This is a genomic window from Dyella sp. NPDC103356 (assembly GCF_055584465.1).
Window position 1 is genome coordinate 1 of record NZ_JBVJLZ010000015.1, and the last position, 17,492, is coordinate 17,492.

The following is a 17,492-nucleotide window of genomic DNA, read 5'->3' on the forward strand; positions in this document are numbered from 1 at the left end:
GGCAGGCCATACCGACGATGGCGATATCGCCTCGATCGACACGGGGATCGCCAACCTCCTCACCAACGGCCTGCGACGGGATTTCCTGAGGCGGAGTCTGACGGTCGTTCATGATCGTGCCTATCCTGTGATGTGTTCTTCGGACATTGCTTGTATCGATCTTGCGGAAGCCAAACTTTTTCGCTCCGAGCCGTCGCCCGCTCGCGCCCATGAGATCTTCAGGAAACCTTGAAAAATCGCCCCGGTCTTGTAAGAGCGGCTTTAACCGCGGCCCGCGTTTGCGTAACAGCCGGTAGCGGCTGAAGCCGCTCCCACAAAGATTGCAGCGTTGAAGTGGTTCGAGACGATCTTCAGTTACTGAAAAAACGAGCAAACGACCGCGTCAGGTGTTCCGCAGTCGCTTCCATGATCTTCACGGCGATATGGTCTACATGCCGTTGGGTCCACGGCTCCAGCTCCGTTCCTTTCACCCATCGGTTGAACGAGCCCAACGCCGGCCCGGTCTGAATCTGATAATTCACGCGATCATCCCCTTTACCTTCCATGGCGATACGCGTGCAGTAGGCGAAGTACCAGCGAAATACCAACGCCATCTTGTGCTTCGCATTGGCTTCCGCCTTGGCAACTTCATGTTCCAGGCTTACCGACCTGAAATAGTTCGCGGTCTCGTGCCAGATCTCTTCAAAGGTTTTCTTGAAGAACGTGCTTTCCAGCTGCTTTCGGGTGCGGGCGGGAATGTCGTCCAGGCTGTCGTAATGACGATATAGCGACAGCAGCTTGTTCGCGCGAGCCGGAAAGAACACGGACTTCTTCATGACCTGTACCTGGGCGCCGATCTCAAACATGTCGCCTGCCGGTGCATATTCGGTGTCCTGGATGTCCATTTCCTGCAGCATGGATTTTCCATCCGCACTCATGCCCGCTTCCACGGTGCATTGGTTGATCGAACCGGTGGCGACAAAATCGGCGCCCAGCAACAACGCCGCCGCGGCTGCCTCCGGTCCGCCGATGCCGCCCGCCAACCCCATGCACATCGGCTCCAGATAAGCGTGAGTCCGCTGCATGTCGTCACGAAGCTGCAGCATGGGCGGCAGCATCACCGCCGCTATGCCACCATCGGTATGGCCACCAGAATCGGCCTCCACGCATATGTCGTGGCTGACCGGAATCTTTTGCGACAGTTCGGCCTGCAGCGGCGTGACCAACTGCCGCTCCAGCAACTTCTCCACGATCGCTATCGGCGGCGGACTCATGAACGCTTTGGCCACCTCAGGCCGCGATACTTTCGCCACGATACGATGGTCGCAAACGACATCGCCGTGTGCATCGGTACGCAATCCCTGCAAACGAAACTTGATCAAGGCCGGCGTCATTTGCATAAAGGCGGCCGCTTCGATATTCCGAATCCCATACTTGAGGTAGAGGTCGACTACAGCCTCTTCGTGCGCCGGATACTCGTAGTTCGCCAGCAAGTTCATGCCATACGGTTGACCCGCACTCAACTCGCCTTGAATGCGGACAATGTTCGTCTCGATCTTGCTCGGCGAAAGTCCGCCCGCACCGAAGAAACTCAGCAGGCCTGCCTTCGCCATCTTGATGACCAGTTCGGCGGAAGCCACGCCGCGATACATGGCACCGGCCATGTATGCGTACTTCAGGCCAAAGCGGCGGCGAAACACTTCACTACCAAGTGACGTCGCCTCGATCCGAAGCGGCACGCCATGGCCGGTGACCCGGCCTATGTCGCGAACCGCTTCGGCCACGCTCGCTTCGCGCTGGCCCACGTTCGTTACCGGTGCAGATTCGTCGGACATCGCCTCATCCGTTTCCGAATCGCTCCAACGCCCGTCCACCGGAGCATCATCGACGATCGCCGTCTCCTTGGCCTTTATCTCCAACACCATTTTCGAAAGTACGCTCGCACCTATCTCCTGGAATTCAACCTCGCCGCGACCCATCACATAGCGAATCGAATCCACCCATTGGACCGGCGCCGCGATCTGGCTGGCCAGGGTCTCGGCGATTCGGGCGCGGTCGTACGGGCGAGCGGTAGCATTGGCAATCACCGTGATAGCCGGCGCGGCAAAGGTGAACTGCTTCAGGAACTGGGCAAACTCATGCTGCGCCGATTGCATATGACGGGAGTGGAAGGCTGCGCTGACGTTCAGCATCACGCAGCGCAGGTTTCTCTGCGCAAACAAGTCGGCCGCCACGGCGAGCACGTCTTTCTCACCGGCAATGACCGTTTGTGTTGGCGTGTTGAAGTTGGCAACGTCGATCTGGCCGAGTTTGTGCTCGTCGAGGATTGCCTTTATTTCGCTGGCCGAAATCCCGAGTACCGCCGCCATGCCGCCGCCAGTGGCCGCGCCCATCAGCTCACCCCGTTTTTTTACCAGGCGCAGTCCCGTCTCGAAGGAGAACACACCGGCCGCGAGCAACGCGTTGTACTCGCCCAGGCTGTGGCCCGCGAGGAAATCAGGCTGCCAACGGGTTTCGGTCGCGGTATGCAGATCGCGCTGGTGGAAATAGTGCAACGCATTGACGGCGAACAGTGCCGGCTGAGTGTATTGGGTCTGCGAGAGCCGCCCCTGACTGTCCGCCAGGCAGAGTTCCTCGAGCGAATAACCGAGAATGTCGGAGGCCTCCTTGACCAGCTCAGGGAAGAGCGGGAAGACATCCTTGCCCATTCCTTTGAACTGAGAGCCCTGGCCGGGGAAGATAATTGCCTTCATTGTGCGTGACTCCACGTTGCGCTCACTACTTGCATGGTTGCCCTGCTGCCCTGGTGCTACCGGTGTTTCGGTTTGCGTTATTCCTGGTGTTGTCGTTCGGTGCAGCGTCGTCAACTCAAGCAACCGATCCATGTCGCCACCCAACGGCGACATGAGCTGATAGGTCTGGGAGGGCGAGTCGGCCGATAGCCCATACTTCAGAAAGGTCGCCATCGTTCCGCTTGGACCGACATCGATATAGCGGCAGCTTCCGCTCGACTCGATCAAGCCAATGGTTTGCTGAAAGAGGATCGGATCGCGCACGACCGACCAGAAATGCTCGCCCGGCATCGAGTGCAACAGCTTGCCGCTGGCACAACAAGCGATGGGAATATCGCCCTGCCGCGGCCGAAGCGTTTGAAGAAAGGTCTGGTACGGCTGCCTGCCCGCGTCGATCCAGCGCGAATGGAAGGCAAAGTCGATCGGCAGACGCTGAAACGCCATGCCTTGCCGACGAAGATGAGCTTCGACTGCCGCGACGTTCGGCTGAGGTAACGAGAGCACCGTGTGGGTGGCGAAATGGCTTGCTCCGAGTTCGCATAGCGCGAGCAGCTCGGGGGTGAGATACCGCGTCGGCTCGCCCACTACCGCGATCATGCAACCCGGCTCGCAATGGTTTTCCAGCGTGAGTGCCTGCTCGACCACGGCCAGCAGCGCAGCGTCAGAATCCAGGCAACCGGCCACGGCCGCGGCGGCAAACGTTCCCAGACTCGCACCCACCACTATGTCGGGCCGGATACCGCGGTCGATCAGCGAAGTCGCCAGCGCATGTTCGACCATGAATATGGCGGCATGGCTGTGCAAAAGGCGATCGAAAGGAATGTCTCGAGTGCTCTTTTCCGCAAACAGCACGGCTAATACGGATTCACCGCAGCGCTTTCGCACCACTCGATCCGAATGTTCCATCGCGGCGCGAAAGCAAGCGTCAAGTTCAAACAATTCCCGGCCCATTTGGAAATGCTGTGAACTCTGTCCCGAAAAAAGAAATACGTTTTTCACATTACGTGCACATATTGCCGAACGTAACTCGACCTCAAACTCGCGCAACCCATCAAAGCCGGGGCGAGTGAGGGAATGAGGGATATGGGGCAGACCGTACAAACAGCCTCCTGGAACGTACGCAATAGGACGGGTGGTCTCGAAAATCGCGCACAAATGAACCGGCCACGCTTATCTGGCAGGTCACCGCCCAGAAAGGATGACGTTGTTTTATTTCAGTTGGGCGCTTGTGGAGCTGGCTAATCGGCCTGCATTTGTTTGCGTAGCGAGAGCGGCCGCATATCCGTCCAGACCTCGCTGATAAATGCCAGGCAGCTCTCTTTCGAGCCTTGCTTGCCTACCTTCGTCCACCCGCTGGGCACGGCCTTGTTCAAAGGCCAGATGGAATACTGTTCCTCTTGATTGACAACCACTTCATACATCTCCTCCGACTGGCTCAAACTGCTGGACATGCATGCTCCTATGCAAAGACAAAGAGGGACGTTGGCGCCGCTACCGATCGGCTGCCCGGTTATTCATCTTGAAGGATGATTTGTATCGCGCCTCGCAAGGCTCGTCCCTGGAAAGAGTGGCGGCACCGTGCCACGGACGTTGTAAAAGCGCCCGCCATCAAGGCGGCGCAATCGGGAACGGTGCGGCTGCTCGCGCGGCCACCCACCCGGCGCGGCTGCCCGAAAGCCGCCAACGCATCGATACCTGTGCTCTCCATGTACCCTCGCCCTGAGTTCCCGACCCGGCCCCACTCATTGCCCCGAAACGCAATGATCTAACGATTTACCTTGCGCGTTGCATCGATCGACGGAACCAGCTGCGCAAGCCTGGGCATGACCCTGGCACGCATAAATTCAATCGCTTCGAATCACTTACCGAACGCACACGGAATTCATTCCATGCCACGGCGAATCCCCGTCTCGCCGTTCGCATACTTCGAATAATACGAGCCTGTTTGTCAATAAGCATGATCTTGCGTTAAGCCGCAAAATCTTGCTTATTAGGCCAATCCACGAATCTGTCACGGACTCGGCTGGCGTAATGAGCAGTGCATCACTTTTCTTAATGACACTTTATTTCGCGAAACTTACGAAAATCCCGCGTCCCGAATAAAGAAGATCTTCGAACCCGTTTACCAGGTGAAATAAGTGAGCACAACATCCGGCTCGATAAAACAAAAGCCGATCTCACAGACCTGTCCATAAACGAAAGCGTCGCACAGGGTCTCTGTCAGGCGCAGCCGAATAACTCCCTGCGGCAGATCGACCAGAAATACGGACGCGGCACTGAAATCGAAATATCGCCCCACCGCGTTGAATGCCGCTTTGAAAAGGGTTTCCTTTGCGGAAAATACAGCCGTAAGCAGGGCGCTGGTGGGCAATACGGGGGTAAGCGTTTCCAGATATCGACGCTCGATGGCGTCAACCGTCGTTGCCGATAGCGCAGCGGAAGCATCGGGGCCGGCGATATGCTCAAGGTCGATACCCACCCCCGAGCATTCACCATGGCGTAAGGCCACGGCTGCCGCGTAGGTATGCGTGTGCGAAATGCTGCCTATGACATCGACTGGCCACATCGGCTGGCGTGACGCACCAATACCTACGTCGAAGGCCGAAATGCCCAATGCATCGAGGGCCTGGCGCGCCGCCCATCGACCGAAATAAAACTCCGCTTGACGCTTGTGAACGCTGCGCGCCACACCCGGCGGACAGGCAATGCCAGCGGCGGCGAAGGCTGCCGTCGAAAACTTCTCGATATCGAAGCCACCTAGATAAACGCTCAGTTGAACACCCGCAGGCGTTCTTACCGAGACGCGGCGCATGCCATGCAAGGCGGCCGAATGGCCGTCAATCACCGGAGTACTGCCTGGAGGGGCTACGAGCTTCATTGAGTGGTCGAAACGAGGATGGAGGCCACGGGTCGACCTGAATGGATAGCGCGCCGAGCACGCAATATGGGCCATCCATGCATGCGAATCAATGCGGTGAATCCGATAATTCCGTCACATATTTCGCTGTTTTAGCTGAACGTCCGCGCCAAATCTGCTGCGCCGCAGGATGACAGCAAGATTTCGCTCCCCCATTCTCGCGCCGCAAGTTTGTGGGGACTTGCTGGTCCTTTAACCGCCCTGGGGAAAAATTGATGAGCCGTCGCCATTCGGCGCTGTCTACGCTTGCGCCTGCTTTCCGTTTACGTCCGTTGGCTGCCGCATGCGCCACGATGTCACTGTTCTTCTGGGGGGCTGGCGCGGCCTATGCGCAGGACCAACCCCAGGACAATTCGAAGCCTGCATCGACAGCGCCGCCGGCGACCTCTACCAAGGACAAGCGCCCGGCCAATCCGGATTCGGTCAGCAATCTGGACACAATCACCGTGACCGGTATCCAGGCATCCATACAAAATGCGCTGAAAGCGAAACAGAACTCCGACAACATCATCGAGGCGATATCTGCCGAAGACATCGGCAAATTGCCCGACAGCAGCATTGCCGAGAGCCTGGCGAGGCTTTCCGGACTGGCGACCCAGCGCGTAGACGGGCGAGCCAACCAGATCTCGATTCGCGGCCTTTCGCCGGATTTCACCGGCACCACCTTGAATGGGCGTGAGCAGGCGACCATCGGTGAAAACCGCGGCGTCGACTTCGATCAGTATCCGTCCGAACTGATCAGCGGTGCCGCCGTGTACAAGACGCCCGATGCGAGCCTGATCGGCCAGGGCCTTTCAGGCACCGTCGACCTGCACACGATCCGTCCGCTCGACCTGCCGCAACGCACGCTGGCAGCCAACCTGCGTGGCGAGAATGCGTCCAACGGGAGTCTCAATCATGGCTCGAACATTGGCGACACCGGACACCGCGCCAGCTTTTCGTACATCGACCAGTTCTTCAATCACACCTTGGGTATTGCGGTCGGCTTCGCGCAGCTCGATTCGCCGGTGCAGGAGAAACAATACCAGGCATGGTGGTGGAGTCTGAACAACGGGCCGCAAGGTGCCGAGGGCAATTGGGGTGCGGCGCATACGCCAGGCCTGCCGGACAACGTGCTTTCTCAGGAGGGTGCACAACTGCGCGCCAAGTCTGAGAACCAATTGCGCAACGGCCTGATGACGGTGATCGAATGGGCACCGAACGAGCACTATCACTCGACGCTGGATCTGTACTACTCCACGTTCAATCAGAAAACGTACTTGAACGGTGCGCAGTGGTCGAGCAGTCCCTATGACAACGTTTCTTATTCGAACGTGGGCGCCATGCCGGCGCAGCCCTATCCGATCGTCACTACCGGGCATATCGACGGACTGAAAACCGTTCTGCAGAACGAATACACAAAGGAAAAGGACAAGCTGTTTTCCGCCGGCTGGAATAACCAGTACGACTTCGGCAACGGCTGGGTGACCACCTCGGACCTCTCGTATTCAAGCGCCAAGCGGCGCCTGCACGATGCGTATCTGTTTGCCGGCCTGCCCGGTCAGGCGACCAGTTCCACCGATTTCGCCACGCCGCTCGATCAGGGCTTTCCCAACTTTCAGCCAGGCGTGAATTTCGGTGATCCGGCGACGGTCTTTCTCACCGACCCGAACGACTATGGCTACGACGGTCGCGAAGAATTCGATCGGCAGAAAGACACGATCAAGGCGATCCGATTGGAAGTGAGCCATCCGGCCGGATGGATTTTCAGCGACTTCAATCTCGGCGTGAACTACTCCGATCGGCAGAAGACCAAGCAGGCTGATGTCTACTTTGCATGGTTGAACGGCAACGGTTCCACCGATAACGCCTACCAGCCCGGCTTCGCCCTGCCAATCGATCCGTCGTTCCTCAGCGGCCATACCGACCTGAGCTATGGCGGCATTCCCGGCATCGTCAATTACGACGTGCTCGGCGCGTTGTCCCACCAGTACTACTTGACCCAGCGCAATGGTCAGTCCGATTGGAGCCGCAACTACACGGTCGAAGAGAAGGTCCCCGTGGCCTACTTCAAGCTCAATATCGACACCAACATGGATGGCATACCGCTGCGCGGCAATATGGGCGTACAGGTCGTTCATACCGATCAGTCGTCCGACGCCTTGCAGACCAACGGCGACGCGCTCGTGGGCCGCATTTCCGGCGGGACGAGCTACACCAAGGTATTGCCCAGCCTCAACCTGGTCGCTGAAATCGCCGATAAGCAATATCTGCGCTTCGGCCTGGCCAAGACCATGGCGCGTGGCCGCATTGACGACGAGAAAGTCGCCACGTCGGCCAGCGTCGCTGTTGTCACCGACGGCCCGGGAGCGGGACAAGCGCTGTGGTCCGGTTCGGGCGGCAATCCCAAGCTCAAGCCCTATATCGCGGTAGGCGCGGATTTGTCCTGGGAAAAATACTTCGGCACATCCAGCTATGTGGCTGCGGCCGTGTTCAACAAGAATCTGTTGAACTACATCTATAACCTGACCACACTCGATTACGACTTCTCGAACTACATCAACGACAACCCGACGTTGAAGCCGTCGAGCAATATCGGCTCGTTCACGAGGCCGGAGAACAGCTCCGGCGGCAAGATGCAGGGACTGGAGTTATCGGGCGCGCTCGAAGGCGCCCTCATCGCGCATGCGCTGGATGGCTTTGGCGTGCAGGCGAATTTCTCGCTGACCAATACAACACTACCGGTCAGCGCGGTATCGACCATTCCCGGAAGCCCGTCCACCCTGCCCGGCCTGTCGCGCAAGGTCGCCAACCTCGCCTTGTACTACGAAAAGTACGGCTGGTCGGTGCGCATTGCCGAACGTTATCGCTCGTCGTTTACCGGCGAGGCGGTCGCGCTGTTCGATCAGCTGGGCTATACCAAGATACTGGCCGACAAGCAGACCGACTTTCAGCTCGGATACGCCTTCGACCAAGGGCGCTGGAGCGGGCTGTCGATTCTGTTGCAGGTCAACAATCTGACCAATTCGCCGATGAAGACGGTGCAGATATCGGCGTTGCCGAACGGGGTGAGTATTACCCGCCCGCTCGAATACGACACCTATGGCCGTACGGTGATGTTCGGCGTCAACTACAAGCTCTGACGGTGTCGCACGTGTAAAACGAAGCCTTAAAACGTACCGGTTTGCGTCACGCCTATGGCCACGGCGCAAGCCACCGCTGCGACGGATGCCAGGTGCGACAGCCAGCTGACTCGGGAGGTGTTGAAACCCGCCATATCGATTCTCCTCATAAAGTGGAGAAATTTTCCGGGAGTGCAGCCGGCAAATCCAATCGCTTGTTTGGATGCCGGGGATAGGCTTTCCCTATGCTCAGCCGGCGGCAAGCGCGGCCCGGACCTCTTTCTTGAAACGCAGTATCTCGTCACCCGAGATAAGGTTCTTGCCGATTAATTCGAGAATCTCCTCGACATCGCTGGATGCCTCGAACGCTTCCTCGCAGATGATGCCGGCGATCGGCCCCAGGTAGTTGAGTGCCACCCGTTCAATGATCTTTGCGGTGTGACCGCCCGAGGTCGCGCTGGCCGGCGGGCCGGCGGGCGCGCTGACGGCCGGGGCCGGCGCGGAGCGCGGCTCTTGCGTACCGCCACCGCCAAGCCCTCTGGGCGGGCCCGACTCGAACCCGCCCAGCAGCCAGCTCTGGGCGGCCTGGCTCAGCGTGCTGCGGCCAGCGGCGTTGCTGCCCGGATCGGGCTGGAAACGACCACGCCCGCCTTGGGTGTTGGAGAGCAACTGCACGGCGTCATCGCCGCGTAGGCGGCTGTAGATGACGTCCTCGATCATGCCGCCGCGCATGCGGATCGTGCAGGAGTGGTTGTCCGTGGTGGCGATAAAGAAGAACCCGGAGGACTTCTTTATCGCCAACGCGTGCAACTCGCGCAAGATGTCGATCAGGCTTCGAGACTCATTGGCCATGCGGGTTCCTGCCTGCGACTGTCGTGTAGTGTCCTTTCACGGGCGGCTCAACGTTTACTCAAACGCTCCATCGCCAATCTTACGCTGTTGGAAAGGCGTGCGATGGCGCGGGCGAGCGTACCAATTTCATCCTTGAGGTTGACCTCGTCGATCGTGTTATCCCATTTGCCCAGGCTCAGTTCGTCGGCGACGGCGGTCAGGCGTTGCACCGGCTTGAGCACGCGGCTCCAGATCAATGCCGATTGCAGCCCCAGCAACAGCGCGCAGATAACCAGGCCAAAGCCCGCGATCCACATCGACTGGCGGTGAATCTGACCGTTCACGTCGCTCTTGGGATAGGCAGCGACCAGGGTGAAGCCCCACCCAGGCACGTCCTGCTTGCTGATCACCCAGTCGCGCGGATTCTGTTTGACGATGGCGTCCATCGCTTCAGGGGTCTGGGTGGCTCCCGTCTTGGAGTGAAAACGCAGTTTGCCCTTGCTGTCGAACAAGGCCACGAAACCCGAATTGAGCACGCTGGACTGGCTGATGACGCGGTCGAGCGAATCCAGATCGGTCTTGTAACCCACGTACCAGATGCCGATCACGCTGCTGTTGCCCGCGTTGTAGATGGGCTCGTAACCGGTCACATAGGGGCTGCCAAGGATGTCCACCACACCGTAGAAATTGGTGTCCTTGCGAATATTGGCGATCACCGGACCATTCGGGTCCAGCTGGGTGCCCACGGCGCGGCTGCCATCGTCCTTTTTCACGTTCGTGGCGATACGCACGTAGTCGTTGCCCGAACGCGAAAAGATCGTGGCCGTGCCTCCGGCGATCTGGGTCACCTGATCGACCAGTTCGAAATGATTGGCCTGGCGAGTCGATCCGAACTGCAGGTCGCTGGCCTGATGCCCGGCCACATCCACCTCAGCGCCGGCACTCGGATTGCCCAGCCGGTCGCTCTCGGTGCGCAGCAGACGCATGGAGCTTTTTACCTGGTCCAGCATGATCGACCGGGTCACCGCCAGCAGGCTCTGCAGCGCGGTGGTCTGGCGGCCGATCGATGCGTCGGCGTCGTCCCGGATCCGGCTTGCCTCGGTCGTAGCGAGAACGAAGGTAGAGGCGATGACGGCAATCAGCACCAAGGCCAATACCGGCAGCAGCAGGCGCACCCGCAGCGAGCGTTGAAACATGACTTTCCCCTGATTAAAAAACACCCACTTGAGTCTTGGCTCCCGCGACCTCTCATGCCAGGGCAACTGGCCAGTCATCGGGAACGGCGTGATGCGTCAGTTGCGCATCTACTTGCAAGCATAACCGGCACTTGCACGGCTTCGACATGGTCTGCGGTCTTCAGCACGACATGATGCCACTCATACGTATGAAATTGTGATGCGGCTCGCAAGGGATGCGCCATGCGCCTTTGGTCTTAAAACGTTTACATGGTTGCGTGCAAACGCAGTCGTCGAGTAGACATCCCTCCTACTCGTCGTCCCGGCGAAGACCGGGACCCAGTGGCTTCGGTTTCTGGTTTTCGCGATAGAGCGGTGCTTGATGGCTCTCGCGATAACCCGTCACAAAGTCACTGGGTCCCGGCCTGCGCCGGGATGACGGCTAGGGAGGTCTTTCGAGGTTTCCAACGTTGCCCCCGCAAGCAGAGCATAGTGATAATTTACATCACATTATTTTCATAATTCACTGTTTTTATTTATATTTAAATCAACCAGCCTCTGCTTCACCAAGACATCACCAAGCCGAGAGAAGTATTGAAGCGGTGTCTTGCGTCAACGCGAGGGGTCCCATGGATAAGCCAGTTCCCGGTCGGCGTCATTTCCTGATCAGCACCGCCGTTGCGGCCGGTGCCGGCGTAGCAGGTTCACTCGGCGCGAAAGTCCATGATGGCGAACTCGGCGCGCCACCGCGCACTTACAAAGGTGGCGTCCCCTGGACCGAGGGGCTGGCGGATCAACCGCCAGGGGTCTCGGGCACCGACTTCAAGTTCTTCACGCCCGCGGAGCGTGTGTTTATCGAAGCGGCGGTCAGCCGTCTGATTCCCAACGACGAGGTTGGGCCGGGCGCCGTCGAGGCGAACGTTCCGTTCTTTCTGGATCGGCAGCTGGCCGGGCCGTTTGGCCGTGGCGATCATTACTACCTGGGCGGGCCATGGCCCAAAGGCGCGCCTGAACAGGGTTATCAAAGCCGTTTCTCGCCAGCGCAGATGTATCGGGCGGCGATCGCAGCGATCGACAAATATGCGCACGCGAATTTCAACGGCGCGGACTTCGCGAAATTGTCCGACGACGATCGCGACAAGCTGCTGAAAAGCATGGAAAGCGGCTCCATCCAGTTGGAGGACGGCGTCGACGCCAAGACCTTTTTCGCCATGCTGCTGCAGAACACCAAGGAGGGTTACTTCTCCGACCCGATCTACGGCGGCAACAAGGATATGGCCGCCTGGAAGATGATCGGCTTCCCCGGTGCGCACTACGACTATCGCGAATGGGTGACGCGCCACGGCGAGCCGGTGCCCTTCCCGCCCGTGGGTTTCAAGGGCCGTCCTGGCTGGAATGGGGAGAGCTGAGCATGGCGACGACCTTGAAACCCGTCGATGCGGTGATCGTCGGCTTTGGCTGGACCGGCGCGATCATGGCGCAGCAACTGGCCGACGCGGGGCTTGAAGTGCTCGCGTTGGAACGCGGCCCCTGGCGCGACACGTCCACCGACTTCGCCACCGGTTTTGCGCAGGACGAACTGCGCTACATGTGGCGGCATCATCTGTTTCAGAACGTCTCCGACGACACCCTGACGGTCCGCAACAACACCAGCCAGACAGCCTTGCCGATGCGGCACCTGGGTTCGTTCCTGCTCGGCACGGGTGTCGGCAGCGGCGGCGTGCACTGGAACGGCCAGATCTGGCGTTTCCTGCCTTCGGACTTCCTGACCAAGAGTCACAACGAACAGCGCTACGGCAAGCAAGCGGTCACCGATTACGACCTGACCGTGCAGGACTGGGGCGTAACCTACGAAGAGCTCGAGCCGTTCTACAACCAGTTCGACGTACTGTGCGGAACCAGCGGCAAGGCAGGCAACCTAAACGGCACAATTCAACCCGGCGGCAATCCGTTCGAGGGGGCGCGTTCGGCCGAATATCCCACGCCGCCGATGCCGCAAACCTATGGGCCCACGCTGTTCGGCAAGGCCGCGACCGAACTGGGACGGCACCCGTTTCCCCACCCCACCGGCAATCTTTCGCAGCCGTACGTCAATAATTTCGGCGCACAACTGGGCGCGTGTACCTACTGCGGCTTCTGCGAAAAGTTCGGTTGCGGCAACTACTCCAAGGCCAGCCCGCAGACGACTCTCCTGCCCTATGTGATGGCCAAGCCCAATTTCACCCTGCGCACCGAAACTGAAGTGCTGAAAGTGGAGCTGTCGCCCGATCGCAAGCACGCCACCGGCGTCACTTACGTCAACAGCGCGGGCGAAGAGTTCTTTCAGCCTGCGTCGATCGTGATCCTGTCGTCTTACATCCTGCAGAACGTGCGCCTGCTGTTGCTCTCGGGCATCGGCACGCCGTATGACCCGCAGACCGGCCAGGGCGTGGTGGGTAAAAACTATGCGTACCAGACCATGTCGTCGGTGAACGTATTCTTCGACGACAAGCTGATCAATCCTTTCATCGGCGCGGGTGCGCTCGCTACCGTGGTCGACGATTTCAATGGCGACAACTTCGATCACTCGGGGCTGGGCTTTATCGGCGGCGCCTATATCGCCGGCATGATCACCGGTGGGCGCCCGATCGAGATGATCTACACCCCGCAGGGCACGCCGGCCTGGGGCATGGCCTGGAAACATGCCGCGGCGAAGAATTACCTACGCTCCTTCAGCCTGAGCGTGCACGGCTCATGCATGAGCCATCGCGGCAACTATCTGGATCTGGACCCGACCTACCGCGACGTCCATGGCCGGCCGATGTTGCGCATGACCTTCGACTTTACCGACAACGAACACAAGATGTCCGACTACCTCACTGATCGCGCCGCGGAAATCGCCAAGGCGATGAATCCGCGTGAGATCAAACTCAACCGGCGTGTTGGCTCGTGGAGCGTCGTGCCCTACCAAACCACGCACAATACGGGCGGCGCGATCATGGGCGACAGTCCGGCCAGCAGTGTCGTCAATAAATACCTGCAGAGCTGGGACGTCTCGAATGTGTTCTCGATGGGTGCCGGTGCCTTTCCGCAAAACGCCGGTTACAACCCCACCGGTACCGTCGCCGCGCTGGCGTACTACTCGGCGCAGGCGATCGTGCAGCAATACCTGAAGAATCCCGGTCCACTGGTACAGGCGTAGTGCCATGCGCATATTGTTTCGTATCGTCGGGGTGTTGCTGGTGCTCGGCCTGATCGCCGGCGCGTTTGTCGCCTGGAGCATGAGCCGTGCTTCGAGCCTGCCGGCGACGCCGGTCACGTCGGTGGCCCCGGCCAGGATGCTGCTGGACCCGATCGCCGATGGGCCCAACGCAGCGCAGCTGCGACATGGACAGTATCTGGTGCGTATGGGCGATTGCCTTTCGTGCCACCTGCGCGCCGACGGCGAACCGTTTGCCGGCGGGCTGGGATTGAACACGCCCTTCGGGGTGATCTACTCCTCGAATATTTCATCCGATCCGAATCACGGGATCGGTAACTGGACGCCCGATCAGTTCTACCGTGCCATGCACGATGGCATCGGCGGCCAAGGCCAGCACCTGTATCCGGCCTTCCCTTATCCGTGGTTTCGCCATCTCAGTCGCGATGACGACGACGCCTTGCTTGCCTACCTGAAAACTACGCCGCCCGCGGCCTACGATCCGCCCGGCAATCAGTTGATCTTTCCGATGAATATCCGCGCATCGGTGTCCGTGTGGAATCTGCTGTCGCTTGGGCAAGCGCCCGCGGCACAGCCGCCACAAGGCGCACCACCCGAATGGAGTCATGGCGAAGCACTGGTGCGCGGCCCGGGACATTGCAGCGCGTGCCACACACCGCGAAACCTGTTGGGGGCGGACAAGAAAAGCCGCGACTTCCAGGGCGGTCTGCTGGACAACTTCGTGGCACCGGACCTTACCGGCAACATGCGCACGGGCCTGGGTCGATGGAGTGTCGACGACATCACCGAATACCTGCGTACCGGACGCAATGCACGCGCCGCTGCCGGCGGCCCGATGGGCGACGTCGTCACTTATTCGACCTCGTTGATTACGGATGAGGATCGGCACGCCATCGCGGTGTATCTGAAGAGCCTGCCGGCCAGCGCCGATGTCGACGTGGCTGCACCCGATGCGGCATCGATGAAGCGCGGTGCGGCGATCTTCTCCGACGCCTGCACGGCCTGCCACCTTGAAAATGCCGTCGGCCAGCCTGCGATCTTTCCTCCGCTGGGCAATAACGCGGTGGCGCAGCAGAACGATCCCACCAGCGTGCTGCATATCATCCTGGCCGGGGTACGCGTCGGGCCATCGCCAACGCGGCCATCGCCGCTGACCATGCCGAGCTTTGCGTGGAAGCTCACCGACCAGCAAGTGGCCGACGTGAGCACCTATGTGCGTAACAGCTGGGGCAATCGGGCGTCGGCGGTAAACTCCTCGCAGGTGGCGAAGCTGCGCGGCAAGTTGCAATTGGATAAGGAGCGACTGACCGACAATTCGGGGGATCGTTAGTGCCGACGTACCTGACCGTGCAAGCGGCTTCTTAAAAACCTGACCTATCCGTCGTCCCGGCGCACGCCGGGACCCAGCGCCTTACGCTTCAACGTGCTGAAGACACTGGGCCCCGGCTTTCGCCGGGGCGACGATGAAAACTGAGGCTATTTCAGGCCCCCAACGAACGACAAAGACTTCTGGGACAGGTTCGGAGTTCGCCAAAAGCGCAAGCTGCGACGTATCGACCTGACTGCAAAGGGGCAACACCTTGACCCGGTTACTCGTGACGCTTGCCCTGTTCGCGTCCTTCTTTATCGCTAATAGCACCTCTGCGCAGGACCTCCACAACGGCTTCGACGTAGGCATGCCGCTACCTCCCACTCCCGTACGCGTCGGCGACCATTTACAGGTGAGCTATGAAATCCATCTCACCAATTTCTCCGCCGAGCGGCTTACTGTCACAGGTTTCACCGTAAGCGATGCGCGTGATGGCCACACGATCACCGCGCTCTCGGGTCAACGCTTGGTGGGCCATGCCACCCTTGTCGGCTCCTCCACGCCCTTGAAGGGAAACCAGCTCGAGGTCGCACCCGGCCAACGAGCGGTGTTGTTCATGGATTTCACCGTGCCGATAAACGCAGCAGTCGCCACGATCCGACAACGCGTCGACTACACAGCGGCCGATAGCAGCGCCAACACGACGCAGCTCGACGACACGCCACTGATGAGCAACACCAGGCCTTCACTGATCGCCCCGCCGCTTCGCGGCGGTCCTTGGGTGGCGATCCACAATGCGGCATGGCCGCGCGGGCATCGCCGCGTGTTCTACACAGTTGCCGGCCACGCAAGGCTGCCGGGACGGTTCGCGGTCGACTGGGTCAAGCTTGACAACAACGGCCACATGACCAAGGGCGATCCCGACGTCGTCGCGCAAGCCTACGGTTACGGCGATGACGTACTGGCAGTGGCCGATGCAACGGTTGCCGCGGTGCGCGATGGTATGGACGAGCCCGCGCGCATCTCGCAACGCACGACGCATCAACCTGCCGACGATGCCGGCAACTATGTCGCGCTGAAGCTACCCGACGGCCGTTTCGCCTTTTACGAACACCTGAAAAAAGGCAGCGTCAAAGTCGCGGTTGGCGACAAGGTCGCCACCGGCGATGTCATCGGATCATTGGGGTTTTCCGGGGAATCCACCGGGCCGCATCTGCACTTTCACGTGGCAAACGGCAACTCGCCCCTCGATGCAGAAGGCCTGCCCTTCGAGATCCGTCGATTCCACGTGTTGGGCAGCTATCCGGATATCGCCAAGCTTGGAACGCCCTGGGTGCCATTAGCAGCGAGCGAGACCGCGAGCCGATTTGCCGAATGGCCGGACGCCAGCGCGGTGCTGACCTTTGACCCATAGTCGACAACGAGCGGTAGACAACGAGCGCCGGGGGCGCATATAGATTAAATTCCTCGACAGGCATCAAGGGACTATCTATGCGCGGTCTGGATTTCAGTTCCTGGCAGGCTCTGTTCTCGACCTTGTTCGGCCTGGCCCTGATTACCCTGATCATGGTCGGTGTACGTCTGGTCGTGATGCAGACGGTGCAGCAGCGACGCGAACGCGAAAATCGTCAGATCAACGAGCGCCTGCGCACCCTGATCGCTGCCTACAAGACGCTCGGCGGCTCGTTCACCGGCGACTTGGCGGTCGACCCATCGCATCTGCGCGATCTGCGGCGTAAAGCCGAGATAGAGGCAGTGCACGCAAACGAAGCGATGGAGGCGGCGGCGCTCGACGATGGCAGACATAACTCCGATCGCGCACGCCGGATTCGCGATGCCGTAGAGGCCGCACTCTCCGACATCATTCTGCTAGGCACCGAGGAACAGGTGCAGTTGGCCGCCAAGGCGGCTACTGAGCTTGCCGCCGGGCGCCCTGCGCATACCGACAGACTCGTTATCTCGCTACGTGACTTTATTCGCCAGGTGCTGGACCTGGAACCGGTGCCGACCCACCTTTCCATTCCTGCGCAAGGCCCAGCCCGACCCTCGGCGTCACGTGGAGCCGGCAAAGGCGAAGGCGGCGGCAATCAGGGCGGTGGCAAAGGTATGGGCGGTGGCGCGGCCGGTGGCGGTGGCATGGGCATGGGTGGCCTGTCCACCGACGAGGATTCGAGCCACCACCGTTAGGC

Annotated in this window: 12 protein-coding genes; 7 read left to right on the forward strand and 5 right to left on the reverse strand. The window is 59.9% G+C overall.

The window, feature by feature from the left end:
• The coding region (locus ACZ6WW_RS22550) for a hypothetical protein (RefSeq protein WP_465276195.1) at nucleotides 1-232 on the forward strand (232 nt) is incomplete at its 5' end.
• 118 nt (nucleotides 233-350) lie between these two features.
• On the opposite strand, the gene fabD is transcribed toward ACZ6WW_RS22550, so the two are convergent.
• The 3 genes from fabD to ACZ6WW_RS22565 form a co-directional block, all read right to left on the reverse strand.
• Nucleotides 351-3,926 carry an ACP S-malonyltransferase gene (gene fabD / locus ACZ6WW_RS22555; RefSeq protein ID WP_465276196.1) on the reverse strand — a complete coding sequence of 1,192 codons (3,576 nt, stop codon included), beginning with the start codon at nucleotides 3,924-3,926 and terminating at the stop codon, nucleotides 351-353.
• 83 nt (nucleotides 3,927-4,009) lie between these two features.
• Entirely contained in the window at nucleotides 4,010-4,222 is a 213-nt protein-coding gene (locus ACZ6WW_RS22560; protein WP_281848920.1) for an MbtH family protein, read from the reverse strand.
• A gap of 671 nt (nucleotides 4,223-4,893) precedes the next feature.
• The gene (locus ACZ6WW_RS22565; RefSeq protein WP_465276197.1) at nucleotides 4,894-5,649 is read right to left on the reverse strand and encodes a 4'-phosphopantetheinyl transferase family protein; all 756 of its coding nucleotides are present in this window, start codon (nucleotides 5,647-5,649) and stop codon (nucleotides 4,894-4,896) included.
• 254 nt (nucleotides 5,650-5,903) lie between these two features.
• On the opposite strand from ACZ6WW_RS22565, the gene ACZ6WW_RS22570 reads away from it, so the two are divergent.
• Nucleotides 5,904-8,810 (forward strand): TonB-dependent receptor, encoded by a 2,907-nt coding sequence (locus ACZ6WW_RS22570; protein ID WP_465276198.1) that lies wholly within the window; start codon nucleotides 5,904-5,906, stop codon nucleotides 8,808-8,810.
• 228 nt (nucleotides 8,811-9,038) lie between these two features.
• Here the strand turns inward: ACZ6WW_RS22570 and ACZ6WW_RS22575 are convergent, their stop codons facing one another.
• Nucleotides 9,039-9,641, reverse strand: a complete 603-nt coding sequence (locus tag ACZ6WW_RS22575; protein WP_465276199.1) for a DUF8082 domain-containing protein — start codon at nucleotides 9,639-9,641, stop codon at nucleotides 9,039-9,041.
• A gap of 47 nt (nucleotides 9,642-9,688) precedes the next feature.
• The gene (locus ACZ6WW_RS22580) at nucleotides 9,689-10,816 is read right to left on the reverse strand and encodes a Cache 3/Cache 2 fusion domain-containing protein (protein WP_465276200.1); all 1,128 of its coding nucleotides are present in this window, start codon (nucleotides 10,814-10,816) and stop codon (nucleotides 9,689-9,691) included.
• A gap of 608 nt (nucleotides 10,817-11,424) precedes the next feature.
• Between ACZ6WW_RS22580 and ACZ6WW_RS22585 the strand changes: the two genes are divergently transcribed.
• The 5 genes from ACZ6WW_RS22585 (at nucleotide 11,425) to ACZ6WW_RS22605 (ending at nucleotide 17,490) form a co-directional block, all read left to right on the forward strand.
• Nucleotides 11,425-12,204, forward strand: a complete 780-nt coding sequence (locus ACZ6WW_RS22585) for a gluconate 2-dehydrogenase subunit 3 family protein (RefSeq protein WP_465276201.1) — start codon at nucleotides 11,425-11,427, stop codon at nucleotides 12,202-12,204.
• A 2-nt stretch (nucleotides 12,205-12,206) separates the two neighbouring features.
• The gene (locus ACZ6WW_RS22590; RefSeq protein ID WP_465276202.1) at nucleotides 12,207-13,976 is read left to right on the forward strand and encodes a GMC family oxidoreductase; all 1,770 of its coding nucleotides are present in this window, start codon (nucleotides 12,207-12,209) and stop codon (nucleotides 13,974-13,976) included.
• A 4-nt stretch (nucleotides 13,977-13,980) separates the two neighbouring features.
• The gene (locus ACZ6WW_RS22595) at nucleotides 13,981-15,324 is read left to right on the forward strand and encodes a c-type cytochrome (protein ID WP_465276203.1); all 1,344 of its coding nucleotides are present in this window, start codon (nucleotides 13,981-13,983) and stop codon (nucleotides 15,322-15,324) included.
• Between the two features lie 250 nt (nucleotides 15,325-15,574).
• Nucleotides 15,575-16,717, forward strand: coding sequence for a M23 family metallopeptidase (locus ACZ6WW_RS22600; protein WP_465276204.1), 1,143 nt, complete (start codon nucleotides 15,575-15,577; stop codon nucleotides 16,715-16,717).
• 77 nt (nucleotides 16,718-16,794) lie between these two features.
• Nucleotides 16,795-17,490, forward strand: coding sequence for a hypothetical protein (locus ACZ6WW_RS22605; RefSeq protein WP_465276205.1), 696 nt, complete (start codon nucleotides 16,795-16,797; stop codon nucleotides 17,488-17,490).
• The last annotated feature ends 2 nt before the right edge of the window (nucleotides 17,491-17,492 follow it).